Here is a 13,517-nt window from a genome sequence, read left to right as displayed (position 1 = left end):
CGGTGCCGCTCCTTTGCCGGTGATTGTAGAGGGACGGAAAACAGGAGTCAACCACCGCGCTTGCGCCACGTTCGGTCCCGGATTCTTCGCGGATTCTCAGCCTTCTACGTCGGATCGTTCGGATTTTGTGAACATCCTGCTTCCCGGCTTCACGAGGGGCACGCCCTCCCGGCAGAGGGGACAGGACGCGGGAGCGAAGGTCTCCAGATCCAGGTGCAACACGGCCGCAAACGGCGCTCCGAACCCCGGGTCGCGTCCCCCGGTACGGTCCACCAGGGCCGCCACCCCCACCACCTCGGCCCCCGCGGACCGCACCAGATCCAGCACCTCCCGCACGGATCCGCCGGTGGTCACCACATCCTCCGCCACCAGCACCCGCTCTCCCCGGCCCACGGTAAAGGACCGTCGCAGGGCCAGGTGCCCGTCCGTGCGCTCCGCCCAGATGGCGCGGGCGTTGAGCTGACGCGCGAGCTCGTAGACCAGGGGAATCGCTCCCAAAGCAGGGCCCACCACCACCTCCACACCCCTGGTGCGGAAAACCTCTGCCAGGGGGGCCGCCACACGCGCCGCGAGGTCCGGGTACTGCAACAGGAGGGCGCACTGCACGTAGGCGGGGCTGTGGAGGCCGCTGGTGAGCAGGAAGTGGCCCTCGAGCAGCGCTCCCACCCTCCGGAAGATTTCCAGGATTTCCTGCTCCGCGGGTCCGCGGGTCATGGTGGTTCCGGGGTCAGGGCCTGCATCAGGGACCGGGCTGCCGCGAGAGGATCGGAGGCCTGGAGGATGGGCCGGCCCACCACCACGTAGTCCGCGCCCGCGGCCACCGCGCTGCGGACATCTCCGGTGCGGGCCTGGTCGTCGCCCTCCACCGCCCGCGGTCGGATGCCCGGCACCACCGCGAGGAATTCCGCGCCCAGGTTGTGTTTCAGATCGGCCACCTCGCGCACCCCGCACACCGCGCCATCCAGTCCCGCCTCCCGGGCAAGCCTTCCCAGTCGCAGGACGGCCTCCGCAAGCCCGTCCGCGATCCCCACGGAGCGCGCCTCCTCCTCATCCAGGCTGGTGGGGAGGGTAACCCCGATGAGGCGCGGCGGGCTCTCCGCCTCCCTCGCCGCCTGCGCCGCCGCCCGGAGCATCTCCCTTCCCCCGAGGGTGTGCACGGTGAGCATGGAGACCCCCAACCGGGCCGCCTGTCGCACCGCCGCGGCCACCACGTGCGGGATGTCGAAGAACTTCAGGTCCAGGAACACCCGGGCCCCGTGGTCGTGCACCATACGCACCGCTTCTGGACCGCAGGCGGTGAACAGCACGGGGCCCACCTTGAAGAACGCCACCGCGGGCCGCAGCAGGCGCACGAGCCGCTCTGCCTCCCGGAACCCCGATACGTCCAGGGCCACGATGAGCTCAGGCACGTGCGGCATGGGGAAGCTCCAGGGCGCCCACCAGTTCCCGGATGGACCGCATCCCCTGCGTGGCGAGATACGTCCGCAACCCTTCCACGAGCTCCCGGGCAACCCGTGGGTTCTTCAGGGTGGCGGAGGCGACGGCCACTGCGGAAGCACCGGCCAGGAAGAACTCCGCCGCGTGCTCCGCGTTCTCGATTCCCCCCATGCCGATGAGCGGGACGGCAACCGCCCGGCGCACCTCGAACACCATGCGCACCGCCACGGGTCGGAGAGGGGGCCCCGAAAGCCCTCCGGTAATTCCGCCCAGCTTGGGCCGGCGGGTGCGCACGTCAATGGCCATCCCGAGGAGGGTGTTAACCAGGCTGAGGGCATCCGCCCCCGCACCTGCCGCGGCCCGGGCCACGGAGACGATGTCCGTGACGTTGGGGGTGAGCTTCACGAACAGGGGACGGTGCACCACCTCCCGCACGGCCCGCACCAGCTCCCGGAGGAGCTCCGGGTCCGTGCCGAACACGAGCCCGTTCTCCACGTTGGGGCAGCTCACGTTGAGCTCCAAGGCCGCGATCCCCTCCGCCTCCGTGAGCCAACCGGCGAGTTCCCGGAACTCCGCGACGGAGTGTCCCGCAAGGCTGGCGATGATGGGGATCCCCAGGGTACGCAGGAACGGGAGGTCCTTGGTGAGGAAAGCGGCAAGGCCTGGATTGCGCAACCCCACCGAGTTGAGCAAGCCGCCGTCCACCTCCACCAGATCCGGCCGCGGGTTCCCCTCCCGGGGTTCCAGGGTGATGGACTTGGTGACGAACCCGCCGAAGGCCCCAAGATCCACCACCTGGGCGAATTCCCGGCCGTGCCCCAAGGGCCCCGCGGCGCACAGCACGGGGTTCGGAAACCGTACCCCCGCGATCTCCACCGATAGATCCACGGTCATTCCGCACCCGAGCCCACGGGGAGCAGCCTAGCCTTCTCTTCTTCCTCCATCCACACGACGCGGCCCTCCACCAGGGTCGCCAGCACCCTCCCCCGCAGGGTCCACCCTCCGAAGGGCGTGTTGCGGGATTTGCTGTGGAACCGATCCGGATCCACCACCCACTCCCGCCCGGGGTCGAGGAGCACCAGGTCCGCGGGAGCACCCGCCTGCAGCCGGCCGCCCGGCAATCCCAGGATCCGCGCGGGCCGGTCCGTGACGAGGGAGAGTGCCCTCCCTAGAGGCCACCCCTCCTGCCACACGAGCCGGGTGAGCACCACGCCGAGCAGCGTCTCCAGTCCGATGACCCCGAAGGGCGCCGCATCGAACTCCACCAGCTTCTCTGCAGGAGCGTGCGGGGCGTGGTCCGTGGCGATGCAGTCCAGGGTTCCGTCCCGCAGGCCCTCCAGCAGGGCCTCCACGTCCTCCGCGCTCCGCAGGGGAGGATTCATCTTGAAGTTCGGATCGTACCCCTCCAGGCTCTCGTCCGTGAGGGCGAGATGGTGGGGGGTGACTTCCGCGGTGACCCGCACGCCCCGTGTTTTGGCCTCCCGGATAAGGCGCACGGATCCCCGGGTGCTGACGTGCTGGATGTGCACGTGGGCTCCGGTCTCCTCCGCCAGCACGAGATCCCGGGCCACCACCACCTCCTCCGCGCTTCGGGGGATACCCCGCAGGCCCAACCGGACGCTCACCTCCCCCTCGTGCATGACTCCTCCCGCGGAGAGGGAGGGATCCTCGCAGTGCTCGAGGATGGGGAGGTCGAACATCCGGCTGTAGAGCATGGCCCGACGGAGCAGTCCGGCATCGGAGATGGGCCGGCCATCATCCGAGAGGCCCACCACGCCCGCCGTCGCGAGGGCCCCAATGGGGCTCAGCTCCTTGCCCTCCAGCCCCTTCGTGACGGCACCCACGGGGTACACGCGCACCGCTCCGGCTTCCCGCGCCCGGCTCCGGATGTACTCCACCACCACGGGGTCGTCCACGGGTGGCTTCGTGTTGGCCATGCACACCACGCTCGTCACCCCGCCGCGGGCCGCGGCCCGGGTGCCGGAGGCGATGTCCTCCTTGTGGGTCTGTCCCGGGTCCCGGAGGTGCACGTGGAGATCCACGAGTCCCGGAGCCACCACCAGACTCCGGGCGTCGAGGACGCTCGCTCCCCCGGGCCGCATTCCCCGCGCCACGGCCACGATGCGGCCGCCCTCCACCAACACGTCCGCCACCTCATCCCGGCCGGAAGCCGGGTCCACCACCCGGCCGCCCGCAATCCACAACCGCTCCACGGCCCTTTCCTAGGACACGCCTGCCGCCATCCGCTGTGCCACGGGCCGCAACTCCGGACGGGCCGGGGCAGTCGCCAGCAGGTCGTACAGGACCGCCATGCGCACCGCCACACCGTGCGCCACCTGACGGAGGATCACGGATTGCGGTCCGTAGGCCACCTCCGGCGTGATCTCCACCCCCAGGTTCATGGGGCCGGGGTGCATCACGATGGCGTCCGGCTTGGCCCGGCGAAGGCGGTGCGGGGTGAGGGCATACAGGCGCGCGAACTCCCCTAGGGAAGGGACGAAGGCCGCGGCCGCCCGTTCCACCTGCATCCGCAGGGGTATTACCACATCCGCACCCTCCAGGGCCTCCTCGATCCGCACGGTCAGGGAAGCGTTCGGGATGTCCACGGAGGGAGGCAGCAGGGTCGCCGGACCGCACAGCACCACCCGGGCTCCCAGAAGTCCCAGGCCGTACGCGGTGGAGCGGGCCACCCGGCTGTGGAGGATGTCGCCCAGGATGACCACCCGGAGTCCCGCGATGCGGCCCTTGATCTCCCGGATGGTGAGGAGATCCAGCAGGCCCTGCGTGGGATGCTCGTGCATCCCGTCCCCCGCGTTGATCACGCTGCACCGTACGTGCCGGGCCACGAAGTGCGGGGCTCCGGAGCTGCTGTGCCGGAGCACGATGGCATCCACCCCCATGGCCTCCAGGGTGCGTGCCGTGTCGAGCAGGGACTCGCCCTTCTGCACGGAGCTGCGGGCCACGTCGAAGACCAGAACCTCCGCACCCAGACGGCGGGCGGCCAGCTCAAAGGAGGTGCGGGTGCGGGTGCTGGGTTCGAAGAAGACCATGGCCACCACGCGGCCCTGAAGGGCACCGGCAGGCAACGCCCCCTGGAGCGCGGTGCGGGAAAGATCCAGGAGGGATTGCACCTGCCCCACGGTGAGGCTCCGCAGGTCGAGCAAATCCTTACGGAGGATCTTCATCCGACACCCCTCCCTTCCTTGCGGGGCGCCGGACCGGCGGCAAGCAACACACCTTCTTGCCGCCGGCAAGAAGGTGTAGGAACCATCTTGTTGCGCCCCTTGCCGGCCTCACGGGACCGACTTAAAGGTGCTTTCCACGCTAAACTATCACGTGGAAGCCCTCGGGTCAACGAGAAAGAAAGGAGGGAGGACCATGAAGATCACCTATCTGGGGCATGCGTGCTTTCTGCTGGAGACCCAAGCGGGCAGGCGCATTCTCGTGGACCCCTACAACGAGCAGGTGGGTTACCCCATGCAGCCCGTGCCTGCGGATCTGGTGCTCATCAGCCACGAGCACTTCGACCACAACCACGTGGCCCTCGCAAGCGGTTCCCCGCGGGTGATCCGGGGCCTCCGGGATGAGGGCCGGGACTGGGCGGATGTACAGGAGACGGTGGACGGCATCGAGATCCGGACGGTGCGCACCTACCACGACGAGACCCAGGGCTCCCAGCGGGGCAAGAACGCCATGTTCTGGGTGGTGGCGGACGGACTGCGCATCCTCCATGCGGGCGACCTCGGCCACGCCCTGGATCCTCAGACCGCGGCGCAGGCCCAGAACCCGGACATCTTCCTGGTCCCCGTAGGGGGCTACTACACCATCGACGCGGCCACCGCGGATCGGGTGATCGCGCAGCTCCACCCCCGGGTGGTGGTTCCCATGCACTACCGGACGGAAGTGAACCCGGACTGGCCCATCGCTCCCCTCGACCCGTTCCTGGCCAACAAGCAGAACATCAAGCGGGTGGGCCACACGGTGGAGATCAAGGATCTGCCCGCCACCCAGGAGATCTGGGTTATGGCGTGGAAGGCTTAGCGCTCACGTCTCCTCCGGGGGCGCAAGCCAGTTGAGGAGGGTGCGGACCCCGAAGCCCGTGGCCCCCTTGGGCAGGTGCGGGGCCTGGCCCTCGGCCTTGTCCAGGAAGGCCACCCCCGCGATGTCCAGGTGGGCCCAGGGCCGGTCGCCCACGAACTCCGCGATGAAGGCAGCACCCTTTTGGGCGCCGCCGTACCGACCCGCGGAGTTCTTGAGATCCGCCACCTCGCTCCGGATGGCCTCCCGGAATTCCTCATACAGGGGCAGCTCCCACAATCGCTCCCCCGCTGCCTCCCCGGCCCGGATGAGGTCCTGAATGAGGGCCCGGTCGTTGCCCAGAATGGCGGCCGCGTGGTAGCCCAGGGCCACGATGGCGGAGCCCGTCAAGGTGGCGAGGTCCACGATGGCGTCCGGCCGGTAGCGGGCCGCGTAGCTGAGGGCATCCGCGAGCACCACCCGGCCCTCCGCATCCGTGTTGGTGATCTCGATGGTTTTGCCGTTCAGGGCCCGTACGATGTCGCCGGGCTTCATCGCCGATTCCCCGAGCAGGTTCTCCACCGCCCCCACGATCCCCACCACGCGGTGGGGAACCCGAAGCGCGGGAAGGGCCCGCATGGCCGCCAGCACCGCGGCGGCTCCCGCACAGTCGGACTTCATGGTCTCCATACCTTCCGCGGTCTTGAGGTCGAGCCCGCCCGCATCGAAGGTAACGCCCTTGCCCGCGATCACCACGGTCCGGTTCGCGCGGGGCGGCCGGTACTCCAGCACGATGAGCTGCGGAGGCTGCCTGCTCCCGCGACCCACCGCGAGGATGGCGCCCGCGCCCATGCGCTGGAGCTGCAGGGGGCCGTATACCCGGATCCTCAGGTCCCGCTCTCGGGCGATCCGCCGGGCGATGCGGGCCAGGGCCGGAGGCGTGACCTCGTTCGGCGGGGCGTTCACGAGGTCCCGGGCGAAGCAGGTGGCCTCGGCCAGCACCTGCCCCCGGTGGAGGGCCCTTCTCCGCTCGGCATCCGTACCACCCAGGATCTGCACGCGCTCCAGCTGCGGCTCCTCGAAGGTCCTGTAGGCCTCGTACCGGTACGCGCCCAGGTACAAGCCCTCCACCACGGCCCCCAGGGCCTGCGGGGGGAGCCGCGGTGTCCATACCGCCAGGTGGCGTACCCGCTGGGACCGGGCCTCGCGGACGGCCACCGCGGCAGCCCGGCGCAGGGCCTCCGTCCAGGCGGATCCGACCTTCGGCCGCCCCATTCCTACCAGCACCAAGCGGGGGGGAGGGATCTTTCCGTGGGTGAATAGCCACAGCGTCCGGTCCTGCTTGCCTCCAAACCCCGTCAGGCGCACAGCCTCCCGGATCCATCCGTCCAGGGCTCGGTCCAGATCCTCGAGGGCAGCTTCCAGTGCCTGCTCCTCTATCAAGATGGCCAGGGCATCGCACGAGGCCTGCTCGGGTCGGATGTTCGAGAGCATCACCTGCATCCCCGCTACCTCCCGCGGAATTCCGCGAAGGGGCGGCCCACACCCTCCTCACGGGCCCGTTCGTAGACCAGCTTCGCCACGGCCACGTCCTCCAGGGCAATCCCCTGCGAGGCAAAGAGGGTGATCTCCCGCGGGTCCCCGCGCCCGGGGACCCTTCCCGCCACGATGTCCGAGAGCTCCACCGCCTGCTCCCACCGGAAGACTCCTTCCCGTTCCGCCTGCACCAGATCCCCGCACTCCATCTGCGCCTGGGCAAGATCGTCCACCGCAATGCGGTGGGCCCGCCGCACCGCCTCCCCGTCCAGCTCCCGGCGATCCGGCCAGTTGACGCCCGCCGCATTGATGTGCACCCCGGGATGCAGCCATCGACCCCGCAGGACCGGCTCCCGGGCCGTGGTGATGGTGCAGATCACGTCCGCGCCCGTCACAGCTTCCTCTCCGGAGGGCACGGCCCGCACGGGGATTGCGAGCTGCTCCGACATCTCCCGCGCGAAGGCCTCACGGCGCTGGGGCGTGCGGCTGTAGACCCGGGCCTCCCGGACGGAGCGCACCGCACACACCGCGGCCAGCTGGGTCCTCGCCTGCCAGCCGCTCCCGATCACCGCGACCACGGAGGCCTCCGGACGGGCCATGTACCGGGTGGCAAGCCCACTGGCGGCACCTGTTCGTCGCTGCCCCAGCACGTCCGCCTCCATGCCGGCCAGGAGCCGACCGTCCGTAGCGTACAGCAGCACCACAAATCGCGCTCCCGCTGGGGAAGTGGTGTACGCCTTCAACCCCATCACGCCCCCCGAGATCCACCCCGCAGACATCACGTGGAGCACCCCCTCAGGGGTCACCACCCGGGTACGCGGGACGTTGACGGCCTCTCCCGCCGCCTTCGCGCGGAAGGCTTCCTCCAGCACCCGGATGGCCTCCGGAAGCGGGAGCAGGCGCGAGATGTCTTCCTCGGCAAGCCAAATGGCGCTCACGCCTCCAACACCTCCTGCAAGGCCTCCATGGCCTGAGCGGTAGATCCCCGCGCCTCGCAATACGCCTCCCACCGCTCCCGCACGGTCCTCGCCTCCGGAGTCCACAGACCGAGCAGTCCTCCGCGCCAGGTGGGCAGATCGGGGTCGAGCGCGGCCAGGTCGAGGAAGTCCAGGGAGCGGTCCACGAATTCCCGCAGGGTCTGCGCGTCGATCCCGGGTCCGTAAAAGGGTTGCCGGGCGATCTCTTCGTACAGGCAGGCGAGGACCCGGGTGGTGGCCAGGAGGGCGGAGAGCAGCCGGACGTCGCGCCACCGGGCCTGGATGCTGTGCGCCTCCTCCGGCCAAGCCGCGCTCAGCTCTGCCATCCATCCGTCCGCGGCCGAGGCGAGCCGCACCGCGAGTCTCCGGACTCCTTCTCCGGAGGGATCCCGCGTGAGGGCCCAGCGTCCCAGCGTCACCACCGCCATCTGCGCCCTCTCCGCGATGGGCGGGGAAACGATGCGGGGCAGCAGCACCTCCCGGTCCCACAGGGCCTGCGCGGCCACGGAGAAGTTTGAGGGAGTGACCCGGTCCGGCAAGTGCGCCCGGTAACGCTGTCGCTGCAGGCGCCCCCTGGAACCCAGCCACTCCAGGGCAAGCCGCAGGGGGATGTAGACGACTCCAGCCCACACCATGAGGAGGAAGAACCACCGATCCCACCCGAAGGTGAGCACGGAGAAGCCGAAGCCCACCGCGCAGGCCACCACCAGCCACCGGTCGGTCCGGCGGCGGCCTTCAGGGGTCGAGAGCCGGTGGAGGAAGGCGGGAGTCATTCCGCCTTTCAGCATACCGCATGCGGCAGGGGAGCGACGGGGAACGGCGAATAGCGGGAGGGAACACGGTCTCACGCAGGAGAAGCGGACCATGGACCGAGCCCTCGCATACGCCCGCCAGCATCGCGACCGGTTCCTGGAGGAACTCGGGGACTGGCTGCGGATTCCCAGCATCAGCGCGCTCCCGGAGCACGATGCGGACTGCGAGCGGGCCGCCCACTGGCTCGGGGACCGGCTGCGGAGAACGGGGATGCGGGTGGAGGTGATCCCTTCCAGCCGGCACCATCCCCTCGTGTACGCGGAGTGGCTGGGTGCTTCAGACGCTCCTACCGTGCTCGTGTACGGCCACTACGACGTGCAGCCCGTAGATCCCCTGGAGCTGTGGCATTCCCCACCCTTTGAGCCCACGGTGCGGGGGGATCGGCTCTACGCCCGGGGTGCTTCGGACGACAAGGGGCAGGTCTTCGCGGTGGTGGCGGCCCTGGAGGCCCTGCTCGCCACGGACGGACTTCCCGTGAACGTGAAGCTGCTGGTGGAGGGAGAGGAGGAGAGCAGCGGGGCGGAGGTCTCCGCCTACGTACCCCGGCACCGGCGAAAGCTCGCGGCGGACTGCGCCCTCGTGATGGACTCCGCCTTCTTCGACCGGGGGATCCCCGCCATCACCGTGGGGCTGCGGGGGATCCTGTACGAGGAGGTGACCTGGCAGGGGCCCGAGACAGATCTCCACTCCGGCCTCTACGGCGGCGCCGTCCCCAACCCCTTTCATGAGGCGGTGCGGCTGTTGGGGTCGCTGTGGGATCGTCGCGGCCGCGTGCGTCTGCCGGGCTTTTACCGGCGCGTGCGGCCGCCCACCGAGGAGGAGCGCCGCGCCTGGCAGGAGCTCGCCCTCGATGAGGCGGAGTTCGCGCGCCGGATCGGCGCCCGAGGCGTGGCGGGGGAAGAGGGGTTCTCGGTGCTGGAACGGCTGTGGGCACGGCCCACGTTTGAGATCCACGGACTGGCCGGAGGCTTTACCGGATCGGGGGCCAAGACCGTGCTCCCCGCCCGGTGCACCGCGAAGGTGAGCATGCGCCTGGTGCCTGACCAGGATCCCGATCGGATCCACCGGGCCTTCGAACGGTACATCCTGCGTCGGACCCACCCCGTCTATCGGGTCGAGGTCCGGAAGCTGTATGCGGGACGGCCCTGGGTCATCTCTCCCCAACAGCCCGCCGTACAGGCCGCGGCCCGGGCATGGCGGGAGGCATTCGGAGCAGAGGTCCGGTTCATCCGTCAAGGGGGGTCCGTGCCCGTGGTGGAGTTGCTGGCCCGTACCCTGAAGTTGCCCGTGGTGGTCACCGGATTCGGACTCCCGGACGACAACCTCCACGCGCCCAACGAGAAGGTGGAGCTTCCCCTCCTGTGGGGCGGGGTAGAGGCGGTGATCCGGTTCTTCCACCACCTCCGGGGGATCCCGCGGCCAGCGCCAGCCGAACCCCTGACGCCTCTGTGAAGGTACCGTATCCTAGAGGCGTGCGGACCCTGCGGGTGGCGCTCGCGCAGATCAACCCCGTGGTGGGAGACCTGGAGGGCAACGTCCGCCGCATCGTGGAGCGGTTGCGACAGGCCCGGGAGCTTGGTGCGGACGTGGTGCTCTTCCCGGAGCTCGCGGTCACCGGCTACCCGCCGGAGGACCTCGTGCTCAAGCCGGACTTCGTGGAGGGGAACCTGCGGGCGGTGGAGGAGATCGCGGCCCACACCACGGACCTGGTGGCGGTGGTGGGGTTTGTGGACCGCGCCACGTACCTGTACAACGCGGCCGCGGTGTGCGCGGACGGCCGGATCGCGGGGGTGTACCACAAGCGGCTGTTGCCCAACTATGGGGTCTTCGACGAGAAACGGTACTTCGCACCGGGGACGACGGTGCCCGTCTTCCGACTGGGAGAACTCCCCGTGGCGGTGAACATCTGCGAGGACATCTGGTTTCCGGACGGCCCCCTCGCGGTGCAGGCCCAGGCTGGGGCGCTGATCGCTTTCAACATCAACGGCTCCCCCTATCACCGGGGCAAGTGGCGGGAGCGGGAGGAGATGCTCCGCACCCGGGCCCGGGACCACGGGGTGGTCCTGTGCTACGTGAACGTAGTGGGCGGACAGGACGAGCTGGTCTTCGACGGCGGCAGCGTGGTGATAGACCAGGAAGGGAAAGTCCTGGCCCGGGGCCCACAGTTCGAGGAGGCCCTGGTGGTGTGCGACGTGGACGTGGCCCGGGCCAAGCGCCTGCGGGCCCGTCGCACGGGGGTGGAGGAGAGCGACCGGTTCCCGCTCCAGGCTCCACCCGTCTCCGTGGTGGAGCTGGAGGCGCTGCGGGACCGTCCCCGGCCCCCCGTGGCGCCCTTCCTGGCGGAACCCTTACCGGACCTGGAGGAGGTGTACCGGGCCCTGGTGGTAGGGACCCGGGACTACGTGCGGAAGAACGGGTTCCACCAGGTGGTGGTGGGGCTCTCGGGCGGGATCGACTCTTCCCTGGTGGCCGTCATCGCCATGGATGCCTTGGGGCCGGAGAACGTCTGGGGCGTGTCCATGCCCTCCCCGTACACCTCCGGGGAGAGCGTGCGGTACGCGGAGGAGCTGGCCCGCAACCTGGGGATCCGTCTCTTGGTGCTCCCCATCGGGGAGGTCTTCCAGAGCTATCTGGAGACGCTCGCGGCGCCTTTCGCGGGCACACAGCCCAACGAGGCGGAGGAGAACATCCAGGCCCGCATCCGCGGAAACCTCCTCATGGCCCTCACCAACAAGTTCGGGGGGATCGTGCTCACCACGGGCAACAAGAGCGAGCTGAGCGTGGGGTATGCCACCCTGTACGGGGACATGGCCGGCGGGTTCGCGGTGCTGAAGGACGTGCCGAAAACCTTGGTGTACGCCCTGGCCCGCCACCGGAACGCCAGGCATCCCGTCATCCCGGAGGGGGTGTTCCTGCGCCCACCCACCGCGGAGCTGCGGCCGGGCCAGACGGATCAGGAGAAGCTTCCGCCCTACGAGGTACTCGATCCCATCCTGGAGCTCTACGTGGAGCAGGACACGCCACCGGAGGACATCGTGCGGGCGGGGTTCGATCCCGAGACCGTGGCGAAGGTGGTGCGGATGGTGGACCGCAGCGAGTACAAGCGCCGACAGGCCCCGCCCGGTGTGAAGATCACGCCCAAGGCCTTCGGACGCGACCGGCGGCTTCCCATCACCTCCTGGTACCGGCCGTGGACCCAGATGGAGACCGCGGCCGGCACGGCCCGGGACGCCCGCTGATGCGGACGGTCCACATCCCGCAAACGCGGGCGGAGATGGTGCAGATCGTCTTCCCCGAACACGCGAACGACCAGGGATCCCTCTACGGCGGCCGCATGATGGCGTGGATCGCCACCGCGGGAACGCTCGCGGCCTCCCGGCTCGCCCGGGGCCCCGTAGTCCTGGGGGCCATGGACGAGCTGGACTTCCTCCAGCCCGTGCGCGTGGGGGAGGTGGTGACCCTGGAAGCCCTGGTCACGGACGTGGGACGGTCCTCCCTGGAGGTGGACGTGGAGGTTTACGCGGAGGATCCGAAAGCGGAGGTGCGGCGCCACACCACCTCCGCCCACCTCGCCTTCGTAGCTGTGGACGAGGCGGGCCGGCCGCGGCCCGTGGGCATTCGGGTGGTGGCGGAAACCCAAGAGGAGGAGCGGCTCCTGCAGGCGGCCCGGAAGCGGCGGGAACAACGCCTAGCGCGCATCGCGGCCCACCGCGCGCCCCCGGAGATCCCGCACCCTACCCGTCACGCGGCCCGGTCCGTCCGCCTGGTGTTCCCCGAGGACGCGGTGGCGGGCAACCTCCTGTTCGCGGGAAACCTCATGATGCTCCTCGACGAACACGCGGCCATCGTGGCGATCCGGTACGCCCGGGGCCCCGTGGTGACCGCCTCCGTGGACGCCCTGGACTTCGTGAACCCCGTGCGGGTGGGGCAGATCCTCCACCTGCTTGCCGCTCTGAACTTCGTGGGCCGCAGCTCCCTGGAGGTGGGCCTGTGGGTCCGCGCAGAGGACCCATTCTCCGGAGCTATGTGGCACACGTGCACCACCTTCGTCACCCTGGTCCACGTGGATCCCGAGGGCAGGCCATGTCCCCTCCCGCCGTACGTGCCGGAAACACCCGAGGAGCAGGCCCGGTATACGGCGGCCATGGAGCGACGCGCACGGCGCCTGCACCGTCGGAAGGCCTGGAGATGAGCCTGTGGTGGATCGCGACCCTGAGCCTGGTGCCGTGGGTGGAGCTGCGGGGCGCCATCCCGGTGGCCCTCGCGCAGGGCCACCCGCCGCTCCAGACCTTCCTCCTCTGCACCCTCACCAACCTCCTGGTCATCATCCCCGGGTGGATCACCCTTGACCTGTGCTACCACCGGTTTCTCTCCCGGATCGGGTGGATCGCGCGGCGGATGGAGCGGGTCCGCCGTCAGGGAACGCCCTACGTGCAGCGGTACAAGATCCTGGGCCTTGCCCTGTTCGTGGCCGTACCCCTCCCAGGCACGGGCGCCTACGCGGGCACCCTCCTCGCGTGGTTGCTGGGACTCCCCCGGGGTAAGGCGTGGGCGTCCATCGCGATCGGGGTAGTCACCGCGGGCCTGGTGGTGACGGCGGTCTCCACCGGGGCGGTGGAGGGCCTGCGGCTCGTTCGGTAGGGCCGCGCCTTAGGTGGGGGGCAAGGTACGTCCGTCCAGCACCTGCCAGACCCCTCCTGCTTCCTGCTTTGTCTCGGGGTCCTCCCCCAGCCTCTC

General features: G+C 69.8%; 13 protein-coding genes. 5 read left to right on the top strand and 8 right to left on the bottom strand.

Features of this window, described 5'->3' with window-relative positions:
- Nucleotides 1–96: 96 nt before the first annotated feature.
- From pyrE to N0A24_10310, 5 genes are read right to left on the bottom strand one after another with little or no spacing between them, the layout of a single operon-like run.
- Nucleotides 97–714: an orotate phosphoribosyltransferase gene (gene pyrE, locus N0A24_10330; protein ID MCS7173744.1), complete on the bottom strand. Its 618-nt coding sequence runs from the start codon at nucleotides 712–714 to the stop codon at nucleotides 97–99.
- Nucleotides 711–1,418 carry an orotidine-5'-phosphate decarboxylase gene (pyrF, locus tag N0A24_10325; protein ID MCS7173743.1) on the bottom strand — a complete coding sequence of 236 codons (708 nt, stop codon included), beginning with the start codon at nucleotides 1,416–1,418 and terminating at the stop codon, nucleotides 711–713. The genes pyrE and pyrF overlap by 4 nt, the downstream gene beginning before the upstream one ends.
- Nucleotides 1,402–2,331, bottom strand: a complete 930-nt coding sequence (locus N0A24_10320; protein MCS7173742.1) for a dihydroorotate dehydrogenase — start codon at nucleotides 2,329–2,331, stop codon at nucleotides 1,402–1,404. The genes pyrF and N0A24_10320 overlap by 17 nt, the downstream gene beginning before the upstream one ends.
- Nucleotides 2,328–3,650, bottom strand: coding sequence for a dihydroorotase (locus N0A24_10315; protein MCS7173741.1), 1,323 nt, complete (start codon nucleotides 3,648–3,650; stop codon nucleotides 2,328–2,330). Before N0A24_10315 ends, N0A24_10320 begins: the two co-directional genes overlap by 4 nt.
- Nucleotides 3,651–3,659: 9 nt before the next feature.
- On the bottom strand, nucleotides 3,660–4,622 hold the full coding sequence (locus N0A24_10310; GenBank protein ID MCS7173740.1) for an aspartate carbamoyltransferase catalytic subunit: 963 nt from the start codon (nucleotides 4,620–4,622) through the stop codon (nucleotides 3,660–3,662).
- 193 nt (nucleotides 4,623–4,815) lie between these two features.
- Between N0A24_10310 and N0A24_10305 the strand changes: the two genes are divergently transcribed.
- On the top strand, nucleotides 4,816–5,478 hold the full coding sequence (locus N0A24_10305; protein ID MCS7173739.1) for an MBL fold metallo-hydrolase: 663 nt from the start codon (nucleotides 4,816–4,818) through the stop codon (nucleotides 5,476–5,478).
- 3 nt (nucleotides 5,479–5,481) lie between these two features.
- Here the strand turns inward: N0A24_10305 and N0A24_10300 are convergent, their stop codons facing one another.
- The 3 genes from N0A24_10300 to N0A24_10290 are packed head-to-tail and all read right to left on the bottom strand — an operon-like array spanning nucleotide 5,482 to nucleotide 8,740.
- Complete coding sequence (locus N0A24_10300) at nucleotides 5,482–6,957, bottom strand: leucyl aminopeptidase (GenBank protein MCS7173738.1); 1,476 nt, start codon at nucleotides 6,955–6,957, stop codon at nucleotides 5,482–5,484.
- Nucleotides 6,958–6,962: 5 nt separating this feature from the next.
- Nucleotides 6,963–7,928 carry an ornithine cyclodeaminase family protein gene (locus N0A24_10295; GenBank protein MCS7173737.1) on the bottom strand — a complete coding sequence of 322 codons (966 nt, stop codon included), beginning with the start codon at nucleotides 7,926–7,928 and terminating at the stop codon, nucleotides 6,963–6,965.
- Complete coding sequence (locus tag N0A24_10290; GenBank protein ID MCS7173736.1) at nucleotides 7,925–8,740, bottom strand: hypothetical protein; 816 nt, start codon at nucleotides 8,738–8,740, stop codon at nucleotides 7,925–7,927. The genes N0A24_10295 and N0A24_10290 overlap by 4 nt, the downstream gene beginning before the upstream one ends.
- A 91-nt stretch (nucleotides 8,741–8,831) precedes the next feature.
- On the opposite strand from N0A24_10290, the gene N0A24_10285 reads away from it, so the two are divergent.
- Genes N0A24_10285 through N0A24_10270 form a run of 4 tightly spaced genes read left to right on the top strand, consistent with a single transcriptional unit; the run spans nucleotide 8,832 to nucleotide 13,421 of the window.
- Nucleotides 8,832–10,232, top strand: coding sequence for a dipeptidase (locus N0A24_10285; GenBank protein MCS7173735.1), 1,401 nt, complete (start codon nucleotides 8,832–8,834; stop codon nucleotides 10,230–10,232).
- A gap of 20 nt (nucleotides 10,233–10,252) precedes the next feature.
- Nucleotides 10,253–12,019 carry an NAD+ synthase gene (locus tag N0A24_10280; protein ID MCS7173734.1) on the top strand — a complete coding sequence of 589 codons (1,767 nt, stop codon included), beginning with the start codon at nucleotides 10,253–10,255 and terminating at the stop codon, nucleotides 12,017–12,019.
- Nucleotides 12,019–12,972, top strand: coding sequence for an acyl-CoA thioesterase (locus N0A24_10275; GenBank protein ID MCS7173733.1), 954 nt, complete (start codon nucleotides 12,019–12,021; stop codon nucleotides 12,970–12,972). Before N0A24_10280 ends, N0A24_10275 begins: the two co-directional genes overlap by 1 nt.
- Entirely contained in the window at nucleotides 12,969–13,421 is a 453-nt protein-coding gene (locus N0A24_10270; protein MCS7173732.1) for a small multi-drug export protein, read from the top strand. Before N0A24_10275 ends, N0A24_10270 begins: the two co-directional genes overlap by 4 nt.
- The last annotated feature ends 96 nt before the right edge of the window (nucleotides 13,422–13,517 follow it).

This window comes from Armatimonadota bacterium (assembly GCA_025059775.1).
Classification (GTDB): Bacteria; Sysuimicrobiota; Sysuimicrobiia; order Sysuimicrobiales; family Sysuimicrobiaceae; genus Sysuimicrobium.
Note: the sequence above shows the minus strand (reverse complement) of the source record. Positions and strands in the feature narration are given on the sequence as shown.

What these genes read in the sequence shown, in the direction of transcription:
- N0A24_10270 (MCS7173732.1), top strand. Translation starts at nt 12,969, where the DNA reads ATGAGCCTGTGGTGGATCGCGACCCTGAGCCTGGTGCCGTGGGTGGAG.
- pyrE (MCS7173744.1), bottom strand. Translation starts at nt 714, where the DNA reads ATGACCCGCGGACCCGCGGAGCAGGAAATCCTGGAAATCTTCCGGAGG.
- N0A24_10275 (MCS7173733.1), top strand. Translation starts at nt 12,019, where the DNA reads ATGCGGACGGTCCACATCCCGCAAACGCGGGCGGAGATGGTGCAGATC.
- N0A24_10320 (MCS7173742.1), bottom strand. Translation starts at nt 2,331, where the DNA reads ATGACCGTGGATCTATCGGTGGAGATCGCGGGGGTACGGTTTCCGAAC.
- pyrF (MCS7173743.1), bottom strand. Translation starts at nt 1,418, where the DNA reads ATGCCGCACGTGCCTGAGCTCATCGTGGCCCTGGACGTATCGGGGTTC.
- N0A24_10290 (MCS7173736.1), bottom strand. Translation starts at nt 8,740, where the DNA reads ATGACTCCCGCCTTCCTCCACCGGCTCTCGACCCCTGAAGGCCGCCGC.
- N0A24_10305 (MCS7173739.1), top strand. Translation starts at nt 4,816, where the DNA reads ATGAAGATCACCTATCTGGGGCATGCGTGCTTTCTGCTGGAGACCCAA.
- N0A24_10300 (MCS7173738.1), bottom strand. Translation starts at nt 6,957, where the DNA reads ATGCAGGTGATGCTCTCGAACATCCGACCCGAGCAGGCCTCGTGCGAT.
- N0A24_10310 (MCS7173740.1), bottom strand. Translation starts at nt 4,622, where the DNA reads ATGAAGATCCTCCGTAAGGATTTGCTCGACCTGCGGAGCCTCACCGTG.
- N0A24_10285 (MCS7173735.1), top strand. Translation starts at nt 8,832, where the DNA reads ATGGACCGAGCCCTCGCATACGCCCGCCAGCATCGCGACCGGTTCCTG.